This is a genomic window from Bacillus sp. V59.32b (genome assembly GCF_003429085.1).
Taxonomy (GTDB): domain Bacteria; phylum Bacillota; class Bacilli; order Bacillales; family DSM-1321; genus Peribacillus.
In genome coordinates, this window is the sequence record NZ_QVTC01000061.1 from 18,155 (window position 1) to 40,206 (window position 22,052).

Consider the following 22,052-nt stretch of genomic DNA (forward strand, 5'->3'; position numbering starts at 1 on the left):
TTTAAACTTTCCTTTGCATAAGTCACCTACGTCTCTGTCTTTGCCTTAAGAGGCTCGTCAACCGACAAGTTTTCTTTACATGCAACAGGGTTCAAAATGAAATAGGATGAAAGATTAAACCTGATCCATCATACACTTTACTATATTGTCATTTTGCTTGCGGCAAAAGGAGAGTGCGGCAGATTATGAAGCAATCATCATTGATTAAACCCGTCCTGGATGGAGATTATCCAATCATCAGCTTTGGTGAAGGTGTTTATTTATATGATATGGAAGGAAAGGAATACCTTGATGCCTCATCCGGGGCTGTTACTGCCAATATTGGACATGGTGTAAAAGAAATCGCAGAAGCGATGTCTGAACAGGCAAAAAGAGTTTCGTTTGTATACCGGTCTCAATTCACAAGCGAAGCGGCTGAATCACTCGCGTCCAAAATCGCATGTCTGACCAATGATCGATTTACCTGGAGTTTTTTTGTGAATAGCGGCTCGGAGGCAACCGAAACAGCCCTAAAGATTGCGATCCAGCATTGGCAGGAAAAAGGGCAGCCGAAAAAAAATCAAATCATCTCCAGATGGATGAGCTATCATGGAATCACTCTTGGCGCTTTGTCGATGTCAGGGCACCCGCAGCGCAGGGAACGGTTTGCGGCCATGCTCGAATCGTACCCGGCCATTTCCGCACCATACTGTTATCGCTGTCCATATAACCTCGAGCCTGACAGCTGCGGCATGGCCTGTGCTTCGGAACTGGAGTCGGCCATTCGCCGGATCGGTCCTGGAAACGTTGCCGCCTTTATCGCCGAGCCGGTCATCGGAGCTGCAGGAGCCGCCATCTCCCCGCCGGACGGATATTTCCAGAAGCTCAAGCGGATCTGTGAAAAATATGACGTTCTTTTTATTGCGGATGAAGTAATGACCGGCTTTGGACGGACCGGCAAAATGATTGCTTCCGATCACTGGGATGTGGAGCCTGACATCATTGCGTTCGGCAAAGGAATGAGCGGCGGTTACACGCCGATTGCCGCTGCCGTTATGACCGATAAAGTCATGGAACCGATTTTGAACGGTTCAAAATCAATCATGGCCGGGCATACCTTCAGCGCCAATCCCCAATCTTGTGCAATCTCCCTGGCAGTCCTTGAATATTTAGAGGAGAATAATCTTGTTGTTAAAACTGTGGAAGCAGGTGTGTATTTGCGCAATTTGCTCGAAAAGCTTGCGTGCAGTTATTCATTCATTGGCGACATCCGCGGTAAAGGCCTCCTGCTCGGGGTGGAATTTGCTCAGGACAAAGAAACGAAGGAACCGTTTCCGGTAAAGCTCGACATTACTAATAAATTTGTTTCCTTAGCGGCAAAAAACGGTCTGCTTGTATATCCGGCTTCCGCCGGTCCAGATGGAGTGACAGGTGCAGCCATCATCATTGCGCCGCCTTTAACGATAACGAAAAGGGAAATCGAAGAATTGATCCGTAGATTCAAAAACACCTTGAATCAATTTGCAGAAATGTTGCCTCATCATTCATAACCAGGATAGAGGGAAGTGAAAACCTTGATAGAAGACACTTTTCATAAAATTTGTGGATTTGCTGATATTAGGCATTTATTCAGGGATGGAATGAGCATCATGTTTGGCGGTTTTGGCGGCATTGGCACACCACCGGGCCTGGTGAATCTCATTTTGGATTCAGGGATAAAGGATTTGACATTGATTGGAAATGATACAGGGTTCCCTGATATTGGGATAGGCAAAGTAGTGAGTGATAAACGCGCAAAAAAAATCATAGTCTCACATATCGGCTCCAACCCGAATGCCGGAAAGTATATGACCGAGGGCGAGCTGGACGTGGAATTTTCCCCGCAGGGAACGCTTGTTGAAAGGATGAGAGCCGGCGGAATGGGTCTTGGCGGCATCCTTACAGACATAGGATTGGAAGAGGAGATTGTAAAGGGAGATAAACAAACGATTACCATAGAGGGAAAAGCCTTTTTAGTTGAAACCGCTCTAACCGCTGACATATCCATTGTGTATGCCGAAAAAGCAGATCCATATGGGAACCTTGTTTTTGACAAAAGTGCCCGTAATACAAATCCCCTCGCTGCCATGGCCGGGACGGTCACGATTGTGGAAACGGCGGAAATCGTGCCGCTCGGTGCCCTTCACCCGGAAGAGATTATTACTCCCGGCGCTTTTGTCAACCATTTCGTTAAATCGGAAGGAGTGGATTGGCAATGGGTTTGGGAAGACAAAAAATCGCAAGGCGTGCAGCTGAAGAGCTAAAGGATGGAATGCTTGTGAACCTGGGGATCGGTATCCCTTCACTCGTTCCCGATTTTTTGCCGGCAGACCACACGATCATCTTCCATGCGGAAAACGGAATCGTTGGAATGGAAAAATCACCGGAAGAAGGCATGGAGGACGCTCATTTATGCAATGCAGGCGGATACCCGGTCACTATACGGAATGGTGCTTCGTACTGTGACAGTACGGTTGCGTTCGGAATGATTAGAAAGGGGCTTGTCGATGTAACGATCCTTGGGGCGCTTCAGGTAAGCGAACGGGGCGACCTTGCCAACTGGATCGTGCCGGGTAAAAGGGTACCAGGGATGGGAGGGGCCATGGATCTTGCTGCCAAGGCTAAAAAGGTGATTGTGCTTATGAATCATCGAGACAAAAAAGGAATGTCGAAACTGGTAAAAAGCTGCACCTTGCCGCTGACCGCAAAAAAGTGTGTACATATGGTCATAACGGAAATGGGTGTATTTTCTGTTTTGGCTGACGGGTTACTTTTAACGGATTTATTTGTGCCGTTTACAATCGATGAAATTAAAACATATACAAAGGCGCCATTTCAGGTTTCAGATAGACTTACGGTTTATGGGGAGTAGACAGGAGGGGTATTGATGGCTCGCGAAAAGGAAATCCATAATTGGTTGAAGCAACATGGAATAAGTGGAGTGAAACTTTTACAGAGGCTTGTTCAGGAACCTAGCAGGAGGGAACAGGAAGGTAAGGCCCAGGCGATTATTGTAGAGAAATGCAGGGAGCTCGGATTGGAAATAGACTTATGGGAAATTGGAGACGATGCCTTGCGTAAGCACCGGCATTTTTATTGTGACCGGAGGGATTTTAGCGGTAATCCCAACCTTGTCGCTGTTAGGAAAGGAAAAGGCAATGGTAAGTCACTGATCTTAAATGGTCACATTGATGTGGTCCCGGAGGGCAATCCTGGCGATTGGGAAGAAGAACCATATAGCGGAATGGTGAAGGATGGGAAGGTGTATGGACGCGGAACGACCGATATGAAGGGTGGGACGGTCTCTCTGCTTTTGGCTCTCGAAGCCATCATTTCTTTGGGAATTGAATTAAAAGGCGATGTGATTTTTCAAAGTGTCATCGAAGAAGAGAGCGGCGGCGCCGGGACATTGGCTGCCGTGTTAAGAGGTTATCGTGCTGACGGGGCCATCATCCCGGAACCTACCAATCTGAAGCTGTTTCCGCTTCAACAGGGATCGATGTGGTTCAGACTGACGATAAAAGGAAAATCTGCTCATGGAGGCACAAGATATGAAGGGGTAAACGCCATTGAGCTTGCTATGGAGGTAATCAACGAAATTAAGAAACTAGAAAAAGAACGGAATGAGGCTTTGAATCATCCACTTTATCAAAACATCCCAATCCCGATCCCGATTAATATAGGAAAAATCTCAAGCGGGGAGTGGCCTTCATCGGTACCGGATACGGCTATTATGGAAGGCAGGTTCGGCATTGCGCCTACTGAAAAAATGGAAGAGGCCCAAAAAGCGCTTGAGAACTGCATAGCCCGTTTAAATGCGACAAATGAATGGTTCCGCGCAAAACCGATCGAATTGGAATGGTTCGGTGCCAGATGGCTTCCATCGAATTTAGAGTTAAACCATCCGTTATTGCAAACCATTTCCGACAGCTTTGTTGAAGTCAAGGGTGAACAGCCTTCGATCGAAGCGTCGCCCTGGGGTACGGATGGCGGATATCTTTCAAATGTAGGGAAAATACCGGTCGTTGTTTTTGGACCGGGAAAGACCGAATTGGCCCATGATGCGAATGAATATATAGAAACAGATAGAATGATGGAAGTGGCGGAAATTATTGCGCTTACCATCATTAACTGGTGCGGCATTGAAGAAACGGCCGTCGATCAAGGGGAAACAAAAAGTGAAACAGTTTGAAACGTTCGTGCTTGACGAAGAAGTCGCAGCGTCCAGTTAAGGGCGAGGGAGGAAAAAGGTGGATAATCCATTACAGCAAAAGCTGATAAAAAAACAGGGATATACGTTAAACATTACATTTGACCGTTTTAACCGCAGGGTAAGAGTCGATGACTACCTCGGGAATTTCAATGGATGCATGACGGAAGCGATTCATCTCGCAGCCGATAGCGATGCGGAAAAACTGATCGTTAAGGCAAGGCATGAAAATTTCCAGGAACTAATCAGCCGGGGGTTTCTCTATGAGGGATGTGTAGACAAATATTTTTTAGGAAGCGACTGTTTTTTCTTTGCGAAATATTTTCAGTCAAACAGGAGAAGCAGTGATAAATGGACAGAAGCGGATAACATCTTGGATGGCGTACTTTCACTGCCAAAGAAAGCCTCAATCGCCCCGCCTCAAGGTTATCAAGTACGGAAAGCAAGCGAAGAAGATGTCTCAGGGCTGGCTGACTTATACGGTCATGTCTTCAAAATTTATCCGGTACCGATGAATCAGCCGGAATATGTAAAAAAATGCATGCAGTCTGGAACTGTTTTTTACATATATGAATATGAAGGTCATATCGTCAGCGCCGCTTCTGCGGAAGTGAATGAAACATATCATAATGCCGAAATTACTGACTGTGCGACCCTGCCGGAGCATCGGCAGTTTGGCTTAATGAAGCTGTTGATTGCCAAATTGGAAGAATACTTGGCTGATCACCAAATATATTGTGTGTATTCGATTGCACGAGCGCTCTCCTACGGGATGAACGCGGTGTTTTTTCAGCTTGGATATGGATATAGGGGGCGGCTCGCTAACAATTGCTACATTTTCGATAAAATAGAAGATATGAATCTTTGGGTGAAGAATTGACGAATTTTCAGCACAAAACGGCAAGTATTTGGCACTTCCTCATATATATGGTAGTAAGCAAACCTCCACGTCAGGGGAAATGCAAGCTATAAGGAGTGAGAAGGTGTCAGCTGAACTTTATAACACCCGAGAACTATTAGAAGCGATATTAACAAGTATTGATGAAGGAATCCATGTCATTGATACGAAGGGGATTACGATTTTTTATAATGCAGTGGCAGCGGTACATGACGGATTGGAAATTACAGAGGTGTTGGGAAGGCCTTTGTTGGAGGCATTCCCCTCTTTGACCAGGCACTCTTCCACACTGCTGAAAGTCATCGAGACAGGAAAGCCGATTACATACAAAGGTCAATCCTATGTGAATCTTCATGGAAAGATGATCGAAACGATGAACACAACATTGCCTATATTCGTGGAAGGAAGTCTGATTGGAGCGGTGGAGATAGCGAAGGATGTCTCCAGGCTAAGGGTGCTGTCTGAACGATTATTGGACCTCGAAAGCACGATAACCAAGCAGAAAAAAAGCCGACGAACCATAATGGCGCCAAGTATTCATTTTCGGATATTTTAACTGACAGTCCTCTGTTTCGGCAGATTATCGAACAAGGAAAAAAAGCGGCATATTCATCTTCGTCCGTGTTGGTTTATGGGGAAAGCGGCGTTGGCAAGGAACTATTCGTTCAAAGTATTCATAATGCTTCCAAGAGGCGGAATGGCCCGTTCATCGCCCAAAATTGTGCAGCGCTCCCCGATACGCTGCTCGAAAGTCTGTTGTTCGGAACGACCAAGGGCAGCTATACAGGAGCGATGGACAGACAGGGGCTGTTTGAACTGGCTCATGAAGGAACGCTTTTTCTTGATGAGCTGCAGTCGATGCCGATAGAACTGCAAGCAAAGCTGTTAAGGGTGTTGGAGGACGGACTCGTAAGAAGGATAGGCGGCACGAAAAGCACCTCCGTTGATGTAAGAGTAATTGCCGCAATGAATATCCATCCTGAAGAAGCACTTAAGATAAATAACCTTCGCGCCGACTTGTTTTACCGGCTGAATGTCATGAGCTACAGACTTCCTCCTTTAGTAGAAAGAAAAGAGGATATCGTATTGCTATCCAATCATTTCATGTCGTTGTTCAACCAAAACCTTGGCAAAACAGTAAAAGGATTGAATCAAAAGGTGAAAAGTGCCTTTTTACATTATCATTGGCCGGGAAATGTCCGGGAATTAAAGCATACGATCGAATATATGATGAACGTTACAGAAGAAGATGTTTTAACGGAAAATGAGCTCCCGATATTATTCAACGGTTTCTCAGGAATCAATACACATTTGCTGCCGCTAAGGGAAGCAATCAAAAAAACGGAAGAAGAACTGATACGGAAGGCCCTAGTTCAGACGAATGGCAATGTCTATCAGGCTTCTAAAATTCTCGAAGTCCCGCGACAAACGCTGCAATATAAAATCAAAAAGCACGAGATTCTGAACGAGTGAATGAACAAAAATGAAATGTTACTGCAAAAATAAATGGATGTTGCAAACTTTTAAGAGGCCCATGCTAACAGATGGGCTCTTTTTTTTGAAGTGAATCTGCTTCTTATACATTTTGGCATGCTTCTTGCATCAATTATCAGTAACCACAAACAAGGAGGCAGTGCCATGATTCATAATTTATACAAACCAAAACGCCATTGGCAGGACATTGAGCTATGGAAAGACGTGCCAGAGGAAAAATGGAATGATTGGATTTGGCAGTTAACGAACACAATCAGAACGCTGGAAGATTTAAAAAAGGTCATTAATCTAACTCCTGATGAAGAAGAAGGCGTCAGGATTTCTACGAAAACAATTCCTTTAAATATTACACCTTACTACGCTTCCCTGATGGATCCCGATGACAAGAGATGTCCGGTCAGAATGCAGTCAGTCCCGATCTCACAAGAAATGCACAAAACGAAATATGATATGGAAGACCCGCTTGCGGAGGACGAGGATTCACCGGTTCCGGGATTAACACACAGATATCCGGACCGAGTCCTGTTTTTGGTGACAAACCAATGCTCCATGTACTGCCGTTATTGTACGCGCCGCCGATTTTCAGGACAAATTGGGATGGGTGTGCCGAAAAAACAGCTGGACGGGGCCATCAGCTATATCCGGGAAACGCCGGCAGTCCGGGACGTCCTCATTTCAGGCGGGGACGGTCTGCTGATTAATGACACCATTTTAGAATATATTTTAAAAAACCTGCGCGAGATCCCGCACCTTGAAATCATCCGAATTGGTACGCGGGCACCGGTTGTCTTCCCGCAGCGAATCACCGAAAACCTGTGTGAAATATTAAAGAAATATCACCCAGTCTGGCTGAATACCCATTTCAATACATCGATTGAAATAACCGAAGAGTCAAAAAAAGCGTGTGAAATGCTTGTTAATGCGGGTGTCCCGGTCGGTAACCAGGCTGTTATCCTGGCCGGTATTAATGACAGCGTGGCGATCATGAAAAAACTGGTCCATGACCTTGTCAAAATCAGAGTGCGTCCATATTATATGTACCAATGTGATCTATCCGAAGGAATCGGTCATTTCCGCGCACCGATTTCAAAAGGACTCGAAATCATCGAGGGACTTCGTGGCCACACCTCGGGCTATGCGGTGCCGACCTTTGTCGTCGACGCACCTGGAGGAGGCGGAAAAGTTACCCTTCAGCCTAACTATATTCTTTCGCAATCACCGGCCAAAACCATTCTTCGCAATTTTGAAGGGGTCATCTCCAGTTACCCGGAGCCGGAGAACTACACGCCCGGCAGAGCGGATGATTATTTCAAGCATATCTATCCTGATATGGAAGAGAAGGGCTCAGATACCGGCATTGCCGGTTTAATGAACGATAAACAGTTCAATCTTGTACCGGAAGGATTGAAGCGAATGGACAGACGAAAGGATTATGAATTGAATCCAAGTCATGCATCGCTAAAAGACCAGCGTGAAAAAAGAGACACCTTAAAAGAAAAAAAATTTAAAGCGCAACTGGCGAAGGACAGTGAAAAAGAAAAGGAAAAAGGATGATCAAAGTGGAGATATGCGAGTGGTGCAACGAAGGCAGCCTTTCTGATGTTACGGCCCCGGTCTATTGGGAGTTGCCGGATGGCACAAAAGCGATTGAAATTACAGCAACCCCTTCCAAACGATGTGATGCCTGCGGTGCCTGTTATCAGGTGGACAGCATCGTTAAGCAAATTGAAGATCAGCTCTTTTTAATAAACACAGCCCAGCTGGATAAATCAATTCCATTCGAAGAGTTAATGAAGGTGCCAAGGCTTTTGAAAAGGAATTATTTTGATTTTTCCTGATGGCGGGAGCCGGTCAAACTGCTTCAAAATGGATTATTTGGTTTTAATTAAGGTTAACCGGAGCAAACAGTAGGCGAGAAAGAAGAGCAGCTTAAATAGCATACACGGAGGAACTCACCGGAGGGTGAGTTTTCTTTATTGATTAACAATTCTTAAGAATGTTTTTTGCATATAAATCCAGGGTTATTTTTATCTTGCAAAGGATTCATAATAAGAGGAGAAACGTACATAGCCGAATGAACGTTAAACTAGACCGTGGTGATTTCATCCGCTATAGTAATATCGAAATAAAGTCTATTATTAACTAATTAAAAAGGGGATTGTAATGAAATCTTTTTATCATTTTCTAATGAAGTACAGACAGCCGAAAAACATTGATGAGATTACGGCATTTGCTAATCAAGCATATGAAGATCATGGTTTTCCAAAGCAATCTTCCGATTATCATGAAATCAGCACCTATCTTGAAATGAACGGTCACTATCTGGATAGTATGACCGTTTTTGATCAAGCATGGGAGTTGTATATTCAGACTGAAGGCTGAACACTTTTCCATTAACCCGAATATTTCCCACTGCATATACTATTTTAATTAAACTTGAGGGCGATGCTTGAGGGGATGTCACTAATGGGGAAAAGGAAAGAGCCGAAGTTCAAGAAGGGTGATACGGTGGTCATTACGATGTACGGGACAGTCGGGAACGTCACGGATGTTAAGTATGTTGACGGCACTTATGCATACGAAGTAAACCACAATAAAAGCTTATATATAGAAAGTGCGCTTCAGCACATCTTTGAATATAAAGGTGAAGTTTTTTTTGATAAAGAACAAATTAATATTGAATACAAGTTTTTCTTCGGTGACCTTGTTCAGGTGGATGGGTATGGAAATGATTATTTTAAGGTGGTCGGCTTTCGAACGGAGATCTGGAGATATAAAGAAAATGCTTGGGAAGATGTTATTTATGAGCTTTCCCGGATTTCAGACGGCGAGTGGCTCGAGGCACACGAGGAAGAATTAACTCTTATCGCCGATGCTGAGAGAGCGGACAAAATCATTCAGAAGCTGGGATTGCTTCACCCGATTAATAAAAAGCCCCGGAAAAAGGAACCTGCCGGAGGACCCTCGACACCTCGTAAATCTGAAAAAGAGAGAATGGAGATGATTGCCGAAAAAAAGCAGCTGATTGATGACCTGCTCGATTTATATAACGATTATCGGATTTTATATCAAATGTATGAAGACGATGAGTATAAACACGTGATGAATCTGGCAATGATGAAGATCAGGGAACTGGCTGAAGAACTGTATGATAAGGGCAAAAAGAAGATGCAAAATTGAGAGTAATGATTGCTCAGGAATAAATGAAAGCCTTCATTCATACACCTTAGTAAGGGGGCGATGATATGGGGGAAATCGAAGTTTTTATTGATACAGAAGAAATTGCCGAATTCTTCTTTCAGGAGCTGATGAGGCGGGGATACATCCCTACAGAACATGAATTGGAGGATCTCGCTGATATTACCTTTGATTACTTGATTGAAAAATGCATAATTGATGAGGACACAGAGGGATAACGGCATCTATGAATAACACATAAATTGCCCTTGAAAAATGGACGATTACAAAACGACGGACTTCCCCGTCGTTTTATTTATTGGAAAAATGTTTGAAACCTTCTCAAAAGGTAAACGTATTTACTAGAAAGAAGAAAATAATAGGAGGGCTTTAGGTGATTAAAAAATTGCTTCAGAAATTATTGAACGATGGCCATAGCAAACATAGACCTATGCATTCAAGCAGCGATTGGAACAATAAGAATATGAAAAACCATCAAAACTACGGGCACAACCATTATAAGAAAAAACACAAGAAATCATCCCGAGGTTTTTTCAGCAGTTAGAAAACTATGACAAAGATAACTCTTAAAGTAATAGGCGAGCCCATTTTTGATTTGCTTTTCCGATGGTCGTTTTTTAAAAATAAACAGTGGCTGTTCATGAAAAAGATAGGTAAAGGCAGCTTCGGGACGGCTTATTTAATAAAGGACCCATCGGAAAACCGCCTCTATATCTTAAAAAGGATGAATTATCATAAATTGAATTCTGCGGAAGCAAAAGAAGGGTTTACTATCGAGGGACAGCTGCTGTCAGAACTTGCTGATCATGCCTTTCCGGCTCTTATTGAAAAGGGCAAGTGGAAAGGCACACCCTATATGGTCATGGAGTATAAGAATGGAAAAACATTTGAGCAGCTAATCTTCTCGGAGGATAAAGTGTTTACTGAGCAAGAAGCCTTTATAATATCGGCCCGGATTCTTGCCAAAGTGACAGAGCTTCATAAAAAAGGCATCATCCATCGGGACCTGCGCATTCCCAACATTCTGACAAACGGGATAGATATGTTCATCATTGATTTTGGTCTGGCGCGCAAGGCAGATCATAGTCCTGACGATACGGGTAATGGAGATCCGCGGAAACCAATTCACTTTACCAGTGATTTATACGCGATCGGTCATTTCTTGCTATTTTTATTATACTCCGGCTATACGCCTGTAGCGAAAAATGAGCGGGCATGGGATGAAGAATTAACGATTCACCCTGATTCAATAAGGATCATAAAAAAGCTGCTTATGAGTGATTTGCCCTTTGACAGCAGTGATCAGGCATTAACAGAGATAAAAAAACATATCAAAACACAATGGGAGTGAGTGGAATGTCAGTTTTTAACAAAGTCCTTGCCAGCATCGGGATTGGAAGTGCCCATGTCGATACAAAGCTTGAGAGGGAACGGTTCAGACCGGGTGATTTAGTTACCGGTTCAGTCGAAATCATAGGCGGCAGTGTTCCCCAAAAAATAGACGAAATCTATTTATCCGTGCATACAACCTATGTGAAGGAATATGATGGCAAGAAGCTTACACAGATTGCAACGATCCATAAAATCCGTATCAATGAGCCGTTTGAAGTAGCTCCGACGGAGAAAAAAGAAATTCCGTTTACTTTTAATCTGCCGTATGAAACGCCGGTGACCTCAGGAAAGACAAAAGTATGGATTTCTACCGGTCTTGATATTAAAAACGCCGTCGATCCCAAGGACGAAGATTTTATCCGCATAGAGCCCAATGAACTGATACAATCCACTTTTTCTGCATTGGAAGCCCTTGGATTTCAGCTCAGAAACGCGGATTGTGAAGAAGCACCCTACCGCTTTCGAAAAAAAATGCCATTTATACAAGAATTTGAGTTCATTCCGAAAACAGGCGCTTATAAAGGTAAACTGGATGAGCTTGAAATTGCCTTTTTCTTGAAAAACAGAGAAGAAGCTGAAGTATTGATTGAAGTGGATAGAAAAGCGAAAGGAATTGCCGGTCTGTTTGCTGAGACGCTGGATATGGATGAGACAAAAGTAAGAGGTTTCATCTCCGCTTCAGAGATTCCTGTACTGAAAGAAAAATTAAACGGGATCATCAGCCGTTACGTTTAAACTGAAAAATGCCGCAGGAAGCCCTGTGGCATTTTTTGATAGCAAGAAAACTTTTACTTTCAAGATGTCTAGCATCGACGCCGAGGACGTCATTTGAATCAATGCCAACATAGGATAAGAACTACATCGGCTGTGAAAATATGGTGATCCAAAAATATGATCGGTGATCCAAAAATATGATCGATGATCCAAACATGTGAGCGGTGATCCGAAAATATGGGCGATGATCGGAAAATATGATCGATGATCCAAATATATGAGCGATGCTCCGAAAATATGGGCGATGCTCCGAAAATATGAGCGGTGATTTGAATATATGAGCAGTGTTCTGAATATATGAGCGGTAATCTGAATATATGAGCGGTGATCCGAAAATATGGGCGATGCTCCGAAAATATGAGCGGTGATCCAAATATATGAGCGATGCTCCGAAAATATGAGCGATGATCTGAATATATGAGCGATAATCTGAAAATATGAGCGGGATCTGAATATATGAGCGATTATGCGAATATACGAGGGATGATCCGAAAATATGAGCGGTAATCTGAATATATGAGCGATGCTCCGAAAATATGAGCGGTGATTTGAATATATGAGCGATGATCTGAAAATATGAGCGATGCTCCGAAAATATGAGCGATGCTCCGAAAATATGAGCGATGATCTGAATATATGAGCGGTAATCTGAATATATGATCGATGCTCCGAAAATATGAGCGGTAATCCGAATATATGAGCGATAATCCGAAAATATGAGCGATGATCCAAACATATGAGCGGTGATCTGAATATATGGGCGATGCTCCGAAAATATGAGCGGTAATCTGAAAATATGAGCGAAGGTCCGAAAATATGAGCGGTGATCTGAATATATGAGCGGTAATCTGATATATGAGCGATGATCCGAAAATATGAGCGATGATCCAAACATATGAGCGATGCTCCGAAGATATGAGCGATGCTCCGAAGATATGAGCGATGCTCCAAATATATGAGCGGTAATCTGAAAATATGAGCGATGCTCCGAAAATATGAGCGGTAATCTGAATATATGAGCGATGCTCCGAAAATATGAGCGATGATCTGAATATATGAGCGGTAATCTGAAAATATGAGCGGTAATCTGAATATATGAGCGATGCTCCGAAAATATGAGCGATGCTCCGAAAATATGAGCGGTAATCTGAAAATATGAGCGATGCTCCGAAAATATGAGCAGTGCTCTAAATATATGAGCAGTAATCTGAAAATATGAGCGATGCTCCGAAAATATGAGCGATGCTCCGAAAATATGAGCGGTGATCCAAACATATGAGCGATTATCGGAAAATATGATCGATTATCCAAATATATGAGCGATGCCATAAAAATATGAGCGGTGATCAGAGAAGACATAATGATGAGGCAATTTTTCGTCGATGTTCTTACTTACGCTTTTTTTATTATAGATACTGCATAAATTTTTTTGGTTCCAAAATTGAAAGTAGCGGAGTTTATGATAAAATGATGGGTAGGAATGGGGCTGCTCGTGGCTCTGTTAAAAACCATTCGACGACCGAGGGAGAGAATCATGGAAAAAGTACTAGTTTTCGGACACAAAAATCCAGACACAGATACCATTTGTTCCGCTATCGCTTATGCAGAACTAAAAACAAAGTTAGGCATTGATGCTGAACCGGTCCGGTTAGGGCAAATCAACGGTGAAACCCAATACGCTCTCGACTACTTTAAGGCAGAAGCGCCTCGTCTGGTAGAAACGGTGGCAAACGAAGTGGACGGCGTCATTCTCGTTGACCATAATGAACGCCAGCAAAGTGTTTCAGATCTTGAAAAAGTTCAGGTGTTGGAGGTTATCGACCACCATCGCATCGCCAACTTTGAAACAAGCGATCCATTATATTACCGGGCCGAACCGGTTGGCTGCACGGCAACGATCTTAAATAAACTTTACAAAGAAAAAGGCATCGAAATCTCGAAAGCGACGGCCGGCTTGATGCTCTCAGCGATCATTTCAGATTCTTTGCTTTTTAAATCCCCGACATGCACGGATGAAGACATTCAGGCAGCCCGTGAATTGGCTGAAATCGCAGGGGTGGATAGTGAAAGCTACGGGCTGGAAATGCTTAAAGCAGGTGCGGATCTGAGCGATAAAACCGCGAAAGACCTTATCTCTCTTGACGCGAAAGAATTTTCAATGGGAAGCAAGAAAGTGGAGATCGCGCAGGTGAACGCAGTGGATACGAATGAAGTTCTTGCTCACCAAGAAGAACTTGAAACTGTAATTGCTTCAGTCATCGCCGAGAAAAACCTTGATCTATTCCTGTTTGTGGTTACCGATATCTTAACCAATGATTCGGTCGCGCTTGCTCTTGGTAACGCAACGCAGGCGGTGGAAAAGGCTTATAACGTCCAGCTGTCTAACCATACAGCAGTTTTAAAAGGGGTAGTATCACGAAAAAAACAAATCGTTCCAGTATTAACTGAAACATTTAATGCTCTTTAATTTTTAGGATAGGGAACCACCGTTGCTATATACGGTGGTTTCTTTATTTAGCAGAGAGGAACGTGCAAACTCTCCTCTCTGCATAAGGTGCAAATGCGCTTAATCGATTGCTACGGCTTTCTTCTGATCGCCGAGTATTCTTTAGCATGTGCTTCGTGTTCGGCGATGATTGTGTCAGCAGGAATATGATTATTTTTTTTAGGTGTTAAGCGGTTTCGGTGTTTTTTCCCCATATTTGACCTCCTGTGTACGAATGCTTCTGAGGATTTCCGTCCCTGGTTATATTTTGAGGGCAATCATCAAAAAATATGAGAAGAGAACTGCATGGCAATGGGGTTCTTTTTTCCAAACATGGAGATATTATGATATAGTTAAAAGCGATGCTTTATTTGTTAACCCGAGTTTATAGGAGGTATTAGTATGAGTGTACATATTGGAGCGGCAGAAAACGAAATAGCTGAAACGGTGCTGCTGCCTGGCGACCCGCTTCGTGCAAAGTATATTGCTGAAACCTTTTTAGATGATGCCAAGTTATATAACGAAGTCCGTAACATGTTTGGTTACACAGGCACATATAAAGGGAAGCGCATTTCCGTCCAGGGAACAGGGATGGGCGTTCCTTCGATTTCGATTTATATAAACGAACTTATGCAAAGCTATAATGTTCAAAAGTTGATTCGCGTAGGAACAGCGGGAGCGATCCAAAAGGATGTAAAGGTAAGGGATGTTATCCTCGCCATGAGTGCATCGACTGATTCCCAGATGAACCGCCTTACATTCGGTGGAGTGGACTATGCTCCGACGGCTGATTTCGATTTGTTAAAAAAGGCGTATGAAGCCGGCATTAACAAAGGTCTCCAGATAAAGGTAGGCAATGTTTTTACTGCTGACCAATTCTATAATGATAACAGCGACCTCGAAAAGTGGGCGAAATATCAAATTCTCGCCATCGAAATGGAAACCGCTGCTTTATATACGATTGCAGCTAAGTTAGGCCGTCAAGCCTTGTCCGTGCTAACCGTAAGCGATCATATTCTCACAGGAGAGGAAACAACGGCCGAGGAGAGGCAAACGACTTTTAGTGACATGATTGAGGTTGCATTGGAAGCAGCGATCCAGGAATAAAAGTTCTTAGCTGGTTAACGGGTGTTCGAGAAGTGAAGGGGACCGTACTGGATAGTACTGGTTCTTCTCGAACCCCGTTTTATCTTATTGTTACGAGAAACTTTTTAAGACAAATTACTGTAGGATATTTTTTTTTTCGCGTTTTCGCGTAAACACTGATAAAATAGTCTTTACAATTATATGCTTGCATCTAACCGTGCATGAAAGTGGTGATATGTTAGTGGAAGAGGAAAATAAACCTCAGGAGCCGGACAAGGGTTCTGCATTTATTAAAATAAAAAAATTCCCATTCATCATGGGGATCTTTATGCTTATTTTTTTAACCGCAGCAATTACAACGCTTGCTCTGACGTTTGGCGACGAAAAAGTACAGTCCATCGCTCCATCAGTGGCAAATCAGCGTGAGGAGTTTAATAAATTATATTCAACCTACGATACGATAAAGAAGAAATATTTTACAGAGGTCGATGACAATACGCTCATTAATGGTGCGATAAACGGAATGCTTGAATCGCTCGATGATCCCTATTCAGATTATATGAATGAAGAGGAAGCGGCAAATTTCCATCAGAGCATTTCATCTTCCTTTGAGGGAATTGGGGCAGAAATTCAAGAACAGGACTCCAAGATCATGGTAGTCTCCCCGATCAAAGGTTCTCCTGCTGAAAAAGCCGGCTTAAAGCCTAATGATGTTATTCTGAGTGTTAACGGGAAAAGCCTGCAGGGCATGAGTTCAAGCGAGGCTGTCACACATATCCGAGGGAAGAAAGGCACGAAAGTGGACTTAATGATATCCCGTGCTAATGCAGAGCCAATGAAGGTGACGATTGTTCGGGACACGATCCCGATTGAAACGGTATATGCAGAAATGCTACCGGATGGCATTGCTAAAATCCAGGTGACGAGCTTTTCTGATGACACTGCGAAGGAACTGCGCACGGCTTTAGCGGAAATGCAGGAGAAAAACATGAAGGGTTTAATCCTTGATTTGCGCGGCAACCCGGGTGGTTTGCTTGATCAGGCGATAGAGATTGCCAGCATGTTTGTCCCGAACGGAGAAATTATCCTGCAGGTGGAAGACCGTTCAGGCAAGAAAGAAATCATTAAATCCGAGAACGATGGTACATTGGAAACGCCTATGGTTGTAGTCATCGATAAAGGAAGTGCAAGCGCCTCTGAAATTGTTGCCGGTGCGGTCAGCGAATCAGCAGGAATCCAGCTGATTGGCGAAAAGACATTCGGTAAAGGGACAGTCCAGACGGCCGAGGATTTTAAAGATGGATCCAACTTTAAATTTACAGCCGCAAGATGGCTGACTCCAAAAGGCAATTGGATTAATGAAAAAGGAGTTGAGCCGGACGTGGCCGTATCACTGCCGGCTTATGCAAATCTGCCTTTTATCTCTCCGGATAAGGAACTGAAAGAATCGGATTCCTCCGCCGAGGTTAAAGGAGCAGAGGAAATGCTGAAGGCTGCCGGATATAATCCAGGAAAAGTCGACGGCTTTTATGACCAGGATACAGAGGCAGCCGTCCTTAAGTTTCAGAAAGACAACAAGCTTAAGGCAACAGGCACGATCAAAGATGAAACAACGATGAAATTAATGGAAACATTGCGTGAAAAAATCCTTAAGAATGATACCCAAGTGAAAAAAGCGATCGAGATTTTAAAAGAAGAAATGAAATAAAGTGAAAGGCCATTTCCTAGTGAGATGGCCTTTTCTATATCATTAGGCAAATGCTGGTATATTCTTGAAAAAGGTAGGGGAAGCTAAGGATACTTTTCCCAACTGAGGTGAACGTGATGAGACTACGCACACTTGCAATATTAGCCCTTGTGCTTATTGTTTCTGGTTGTATGGGAGTCCCGGATGATCGATCTAAAAATAAAGAAAGTTCTCCGAGTGACGCCAATGACTCGGTTTCTGAAACTGTATTGGATGAAAAGACCTTCTTATTACTTGGCGTCGATTCAAGAGGGGAAGCTTCTTCTAGGTCAGATGCTATCTTGCTCGCCCGTTATGATCAGGAACAAAAAATTATAAAGCTAGCTTCGATTATGAGAGACAGTTATGTGAAAATTCCGGGATACAAACTGAATTACAATAAGATCAACATGGCTTATTACTTGGGTGGGAGCGACCTTTTGAAAAAGACGATTTATGATAATTTTCATATCAAAGTCGATCATGTAGCCATCATTGATTTTAACGGATTTGTAAAGCTGATAGACCTTCTTTCACCGGAGGGAATAAAAGTAGATGTGAAACCGGAAATGATTGAGGACATGACTATTGAAGCAAGCAAGGGGGAAAATGTTCTACACGGAGAAGAAATTCTGAAATACGTTCGCTTCCGGCATGACAGTGAAAGTGACTTTGGCCGGGTAAAACGGCAGCAGGAGGTACTTGTTCAGTTAAAAGAAAAGGTTGTTGAGCGGCTTTCATCTGTAGAGGGAGTAGTAGCAATGCCGCATGTACTGGGTGAAGCCCGTTCACTCATTGATACGGATATTGGAATGAAACCACTTATTGAAATAGGAACGTCTCTGCTGTTCAATCCAATCGATGAGGTCGAGACATTGCGTATACCGGTAGAGGGCAGTTATACAGATGAGACCTATCCCCATTCAGGGGCCGTTTTGGAATTGGATAAAGAGAAAAACCAAGCAGCGTTACAAGAATTTATTGAAAGATAGGACATATAAACTTTCCTATAAGGCAACTTCGCTTCTGCAAGGGCCATTGCAAAATAGATGAAAAGACAATCCAGCTATGGAGTGTCTTTTCATCTATGACAAACTGAAAGTTTTTTTAATCAGTCGCGGACGGGCTTCAGCACTAATCCTTTTTGGTTGATGATATCTTTTATTGCATGCTGAACATGAGTAAATGTTTTCCATTTGTAATGAGACAGTGAGATCGATTGGGCAAGTGATGGAGAAACTCCGACAATATAACACTGCGTTCCGATAAGCTCAAGGGCTTTATAAATTTTATTAATGTGAAAGCCGCTGGCTTCATCCATTTTGGATAATGAAGAAAGATCTAAAAGGAAATACTCAGCCCGTTCTTCGACGCATTTTCTTAGAATCGTTTCGGCCAGTTTATCGGCTCTGTCGTTCGTTAAGTTGCCGATTAAAGGAATGGCTAATATCGAATCCCATATTTTTAAAATCGGTGTTGACAAAAGTTCGATGGTTTTTTCTTTTTCCCTCTCCTGCTGCGCCTTTTCGGTGACATCCAATAGCATGAGCAGATAGCCCTGTTTATTTTTTCCATTATCATAAATGGGTGTAATGACAGTTTCTGCAACATAAAGATTTTTAATAGAAATAACGGTTCGATGCGTTGAGTCAAGTTCCTTCATGATTCGGGATTGATGGGAAGGTATGCTATGGAAAAAATTCATATGCATTCCGATGACTTCAGCGTTATTTTCGACACCGTATAGGGAAAATAATGGACCAAGTGTCTTTAAAGCAGCCGAATTTAACCAAACGATCGTATTTTGCAAGTCCGCTATAATGATTGTCTCATCTATATGTTCTAACACATCTTCTAATTCTAAATTACTGGGGATTGTACCAATTGGCATAGATTTTTTCTCCTTATCTTTATTTCAGAACGAGCAGATTTTCTTTGTATGAAAAGGAGTACGGAAACCAGTGTAAAATTGAACTACCCGATCAATGCCCATTTATCCTGAGCTACTACAAAATTATATCAATTCTAATCCTGTAAAGGTAGTGAAAATATGGAAACTGTTAGTTCGTTTAAATGGGACTTTCGATATTGATGTTTTCTTTACAGGACTGAGGGGAAAAGATTTGGGAAAATATTTCTAAAGGGGGTACAAATATGCCTTGGAGTAAGGATGATTATCCGGATGCCATGAAAAACCTGGATGCTGATGTCAGGAATAAGGCGATAGAGATTGCTAACGCTCTGCTGGACGACGGTTATGAAGACGGACGGGCCATCCCGATTGCGATCGATCGCGCAAAAATGGCAATGGAAAAAGAAGATTAATTGAACGAATGGAAAAAGCAGTGACCTGCACAAAGTTGGCAGGCCTGCTTTTTTGCTGCTGATTTACAAGTTTTGATCTTGTCATGATAGAATATAATTATAATTGTTATCAGTTAGCAAATGAGTTGAAGAAGGAATGATTCCCATTAATCAAGAAAAAATGTTTCTCCTTGAAAAAGAATTTAAAAGTGTTTTCCGTAGTATGCGAAAGGAGTTCACTGAACTATTCGGTACAGAAATCAACAGCAACGAATTTTTGGTCCTTAAATTTATTGTGGTGTCAGGTTCGCAAAAAGCTTCTGCCTTATCAAAGGAATTAGACGTTTCAGCAAGTCATATAACGACTGTAACCGACTCCCTTGTAAAAAAGGACCTGCTTACAAGAAACCGTATGGAAAATGACCGCAGGGTCGTTAATTTTGAATTGACGGATAAAGGCAAAGAGATGATTGAGGATCTGGAAATTAAGAAAACAGAATATTTGGCGAGGAAATTCGGCAAGCTGACGGATGAAGAACTAACGACTTTTCTCGAACTTATTAAAAAAATACGCTAAATGTGGGTTTGGGTAGAAGCTTTACTATATTCTATATAAAAAGAGGCAGCCATCTCTGCCTCAGTTCATTCGTTATCTATTCATTTGGCCAAAAGCGGCAAATGTTTTTTCATCTTCAATTAACCCGCATGTTCCGCATTGAACCCGTACATCCGGACCTTTATAGGGAATATGGAAAGGATCCAATGTCTCGTTTGTGTATTGCTGTACGATGTCACCCGAATTAGGGTCCTTTTTAACAGGTGTGGAAACCTGTTGAATCAGATTAAACCTCATTTTGTTCGTTTTGCAGTTAGGGCATCGGTATACTTGTGACAATCTTTTCACTCCTTTTTACCGTTTATTTTTGCCAAAATTGTTCAAAATATGTACCAGGAAAAAGGTTCTTAAAGAAGGTGTGGGAGCAGTTGAATGATTCAGGAAAATTATTAGATTCATATTTGCGAATATGGAACAATCGGACAGTAACTGACAACAGTTCAGCACCGGTTGATTTATTATACGAACTCATCAAACGGGAATTGCTGGATGAGAACGCCCACCCGCGAACGAGAAAGCCAAAATTCGAAAAGTTTTACAGCAGTGTGAAAAGGGTGATTTCTTCAGAATTAACGGAAGCAGAGAAAGTTGAACTTCTTTCTGTGTATGTGAATATAATGGGAGAATGTTAATATAGTTTAGTCTTTTTTCTTTAGTCCATGATATCTTAATAAAAGAAGTTTATTTCCATTTCATGCAAAGGGGTATCCATCATGAAGAAATTGTTCGTACTTACTATAGCAGTTTTCGCTTTTTTAGGAGGCTGCTCGAATAGTGAGGAGAAAGATGAAGTACCAAAGATGTTGGAGGTTGATTTAAGCATTGAACCGGGGAAGGCTGAAGCCGGTGAAACGGTCCTTTTTGAAGCAGAGGTGATGTACGGAAAAGAAAAAGTCACGGATGCGGATGAAGTTACATTCGAAATATGGCGTTCTCAAAGCGAGAACCATGAAAAGTTTGAAGTTACCAACGCCAAAAATGGTGATTATAGGCTTGAAAAATCCTTTTCCGAAGAAGGAACCTATTATGTATACGCCCATGTTAGTGCTAAAAGAACGCATAGCATGCCAAAAAAAGAATTTGTAATTGGAAAGCCGAGTGCTCCTGAAGAGAAAAGCGGCAGCAATCAAATGGAACACGACTAGGAACAAGGGGAGTCTTCTCATAACCATTAATATGAAGTAACTAAAGAATCCTGACTATGTCGGGGTTCTTTTCTTCTGTCAAGGATAATCCGAATATTAATATATTGATATAACATTTGTAATAGACTTGTAATCTTTATTACAAAAGATGCTTGCCTAAAACACTGTCAATACTCTTTTATTAGTACATAAATGGAAAACGAGATGCATCCTTGCCATTGACAGGAAGATTAAGTTAAACACTGAAAATCGTCCCATTTATCCATCAAGCATTGTCCTTATAAGGTTCATTTAGTATTCTATTGATTTTTGCTTCATTTAATTTCCCTGGTTTCTTCTCATTTAAACATCTTGGCAATAGTTGGACCAATTATTACAAAAAACGCATGTTATGATGATTTTGCAAGAAACAAACCAAACAATTTGGGGAGGATTTAGAAAATATGAAAAAGAAAATGTTTATCTCAGCCGCAGCAGCAGCTGCAGTTATCTTATCAGGTGCAGGAGCAAATCAAGCGGATGCTTCTACTATAAATGTACAAGTAAAACCAGTAGTGTACAAGGTTACAAATCAGCAAGAAGCTGAAAAACTAGTAAACCAATATCTAGCAAAATATAATCTTCAATCTCCTAAGCAAGTTACTAACGTACAAAAACCAGCAGCACCAGCACAAAAGCCAGCTGTACAAAAACCAGCAGCACCAGC

At 42.3% G+C, this 22,052-nt stretch carries 24 protein-coding genes and 2 pseudogenes; 23 read left to right on the forward strand and 3 right to left on the reverse strand.

What is annotated here, in order from left to right; genetic code table 11:
• Window positions 1–185 precede the first annotated feature (185 nt).
• From D0463_RS14515 to D0463_RS14585, 15 genes are all read left to right on the forward strand, one after another.
• Complete coding sequence (locus D0463_RS14515) at window positions 186–1,529, forward strand: aspartate aminotransferase family protein (RefSeq protein WP_117308107.1); 1,344 nt, start codon at window positions 186–188, stop codon at window positions 1,527–1,529.
• A 15-nt stretch (window positions 1,530–1,544) separates the two neighbouring features.
• Complete coding sequence (locus D0463_RS14520; RefSeq protein WP_254052815.1) at window positions 1,545–2,282, forward strand: 3-oxoacid CoA-transferase subunit A; 738 nt, start codon at window positions 1,545–1,547, stop codon at window positions 2,280–2,282.
• On the forward strand, window positions 2,234–2,890 hold the full coding sequence (locus tag D0463_RS14525) for a 3-oxoacid CoA-transferase subunit B (protein ID WP_117308126.1): 657 nt from the start codon (window positions 2,234–2,236) through the stop codon (window positions 2,888–2,890). The genes D0463_RS14520 and D0463_RS14525 overlap by 49 nt, the downstream gene beginning before the upstream one ends.
• Window positions 2,891–2,905: 15 nt before the next feature.
• Window positions 2,906–4,210 carry a peptidase gene (locus tag D0463_RS14530; protein WP_117308108.1) on the forward strand — a complete coding sequence of 435 codons (1,305 nt, stop codon included), beginning with the start codon at window positions 2,906–2,908 and terminating at the stop codon, window positions 4,208–4,210.
• Between the two features lie 58 nt (window positions 4,211–4,268).
• Window positions 4,269–5,108, forward strand: coding sequence for a putative beta-lysine N-acetyltransferase (gene ablB, locus D0463_RS14535; RefSeq protein ID WP_117308109.1), 840 nt, complete (start codon window positions 4,269–4,271; stop codon window positions 5,106–5,108).
• Between the two features lie 103 nt (window positions 5,109–5,211).
• A complete protein-coding gene (locus tag D0463_RS20300; RefSeq protein ID WP_367946588.1) occupies window positions 5,212–5,682 on the forward strand; it encodes a PAS domain-containing protein in 471 nt (156 codons plus the stop codon).
• Between the two features lie 26 nt (window positions 5,683–5,708).
• On the forward strand, window positions 5,709–6,599 hold the full coding sequence (locus tag D0463_RS20305) for a sigma-54 interaction domain-containing protein (RefSeq protein ID WP_367946589.1): 891 nt from the start codon (window positions 5,709–5,711) through the stop codon (window positions 6,597–6,599).
• Between the two features lie 165 nt (window positions 6,600–6,764).
• A complete protein-coding gene (gene kamA, locus D0463_RS14545) occupies window positions 6,765–8,174 on the forward strand; it encodes a lysine 2,3-aminomutase (RefSeq protein ID WP_117308110.1) in 1,410 nt (469 codons plus the stop codon).
• Complete coding sequence (locus tag D0463_RS14550) at window positions 8,171–8,458, forward strand: YokU family protein (RefSeq protein WP_117308111.1); 288 nt, start codon at window positions 8,171–8,173, stop codon at window positions 8,456–8,458. Before kamA ends, D0463_RS14550 begins: the two co-directional genes overlap by 4 nt.
• Before the next feature lie 325 nt (window positions 8,459–8,783).
• The gene (locus tag D0463_RS14555) at window positions 8,784–9,002 is read left to right on the forward strand and encodes a YozE family protein (RefSeq protein WP_117308112.1); all 219 of its coding nucleotides are present in this window, start codon (window positions 8,784–8,786) and stop codon (window positions 9,000–9,002) included.
• A gap of 84 nt (window positions 9,003–9,086) precedes the next feature.
• Window positions 9,087–9,800 (forward strand): hypothetical protein, encoded by a 714-nt coding sequence (locus tag D0463_RS14560; protein WP_117308113.1) that lies wholly within the window; start codon window positions 9,087–9,089, stop codon window positions 9,798–9,800.
• A 65-nt stretch (window positions 9,801–9,865) separates the two neighbouring features.
• The gene (locus D0463_RS14565) at window positions 9,866–10,036 is read left to right on the forward strand and encodes a YozD family protein (protein WP_117308114.1); all 171 of its coding nucleotides are present in this window, start codon (window positions 9,866–9,868) and stop codon (window positions 10,034–10,036) included.
• A gap of 422 nt (window positions 10,037–10,458) precedes the next feature.
• Window positions 10,459–11,169 carry a serine/threonine protein kinase gene (locus D0463_RS14570; protein ID WP_160118447.1) on the forward strand — a complete coding sequence of 237 codons (711 nt, stop codon included), beginning with the start codon at window positions 10,459–10,461 and terminating at the stop codon, window positions 11,167–11,169.
• A gap of 5 nt (window positions 11,170–11,174) precedes the next feature.
• A complete protein-coding gene (locus D0463_RS14575; protein ID WP_117308116.1) occupies window positions 11,175–11,945 on the forward strand; it encodes a sporulation protein in 771 nt (256 codons plus the stop codon).
• A 1,573-nt stretch (window positions 11,946–13,518) separates the two neighbouring features.
• Window positions 13,519–14,451 carry a manganese-dependent inorganic pyrophosphatase gene (locus D0463_RS14585; protein WP_117308118.1) on the forward strand — a complete coding sequence of 311 codons (933 nt, stop codon included), beginning with the start codon at window positions 13,519–13,521 and terminating at the stop codon, window positions 14,449–14,451.
• Between the two features lie 110 nt (window positions 14,452–14,561).
• Here the strand turns inward: D0463_RS14585 and D0463_RS19955 are convergent, their stop codons facing one another.
• Entirely contained in the window at window positions 14,562–14,684 is a 123-nt protein-coding gene (locus D0463_RS19955) for a hypothetical protein (protein WP_230130791.1), read from the reverse strand.
• Window positions 14,685–14,871: 187 nt separating this feature from the next.
• Here D0463_RS19955 and deoD point away from each other — a divergent pair, with 187 nt between their 5' ends.
• The 3 genes from deoD (at window position 14,872) to D0463_RS14600 (ending at window position 18,273) form a co-directional block, all read left to right on the forward strand.
• A complete protein-coding gene (gene deoD, locus D0463_RS14590; RefSeq protein WP_117308119.1) occupies window positions 14,872–15,576 on the forward strand; it encodes a purine-nucleoside phosphorylase in 705 nt (234 codons plus the stop codon).
• Between the two features lie 214 nt (window positions 15,577–15,790).
• Window positions 15,791–17,263, forward strand: coding sequence for a lmo1851 family serine protease (locus tag D0463_RS14595; RefSeq protein ID WP_117308120.1), 1,473 nt, complete (start codon window positions 15,791–15,793; stop codon window positions 17,261–17,263).
• A 116-nt stretch (window positions 17,264–17,379) separates the two neighbouring features.
• A complete protein-coding gene (locus tag D0463_RS14600) occupies window positions 17,380–18,273 on the forward strand; it encodes an LCP family protein (protein ID WP_117308121.1) in 894 nt (297 codons plus the stop codon).
• A 119-nt stretch (window positions 18,274–18,392) separates the two neighbouring features.
• Here the strand turns inward: D0463_RS14600 and D0463_RS14605 are convergent, their stop codons facing one another.
• Entirely contained in the window at window positions 18,393–19,172 is a 780-nt protein-coding gene (locus D0463_RS14605; RefSeq protein ID WP_117308122.1) for an STAS domain-containing protein, read from the reverse strand.
• Window positions 19,173–19,435: 263 nt separating this feature from the next.
• Here D0463_RS14605 and D0463_RS19645 point away from each other — a divergent pair.
• A pseudogene (locus D0463_RS19645) lies at window positions 19,436–19,582 on the forward strand (DUF2188 domain-containing protein); the annotation flags it as partial.
• Between the two features lie 226 nt (window positions 19,583–19,808).
• On the forward strand, window positions 19,809–20,162 hold the full coding sequence (locus D0463_RS14610; RefSeq protein WP_254052816.1) for a MarR family winged helix-turn-helix transcriptional regulator: 354 nt from the start codon (window positions 19,809–19,811) through the stop codon (window positions 20,160–20,162).
• A gap of 72 nt (window positions 20,163–20,234) precedes the next feature.
• Here the strand turns inward: D0463_RS14610 and D0463_RS14615 are convergent, their stop codons facing one another.
• On the reverse strand, window positions 20,235–20,480 hold the full coding sequence (locus tag D0463_RS14615) for a DNA alkylation repair protein (protein ID WP_117308123.1): 246 nt from the start codon (window positions 20,478–20,480) through the stop codon (window positions 20,235–20,237).
• A gap of 89 nt (window positions 20,481–20,569) precedes the next feature.
• On the opposite strand from D0463_RS14615, the gene D0463_RS14620 reads away from it, so the two are divergent.
• From D0463_RS14620 to D0463_RS14630, 3 genes and pseudogenes are all read left to right on the forward strand, one after another.
• Window positions 20,570–20,833, forward strand: coding sequence for a hypothetical protein (locus tag D0463_RS14620; protein ID WP_117308124.1), 264 nt, complete (start codon window positions 20,570–20,572; stop codon window positions 20,831–20,833).
• Between the two features lie 81 nt (window positions 20,834–20,914).
• Window positions 20,915–21,346 (forward strand): FixH family protein, encoded by a 432-nt coding sequence (locus D0463_RS14625; protein WP_117308125.1) that lies wholly within the window; start codon window positions 20,915–20,917, stop codon window positions 21,344–21,346.
• A gap of 443 nt (window positions 21,347–21,789) precedes the next feature.
• Window positions 21,790–22,052, forward strand: a pseudogene (locus D0463_RS14630) (hypothetical protein); the annotation flags it as partial.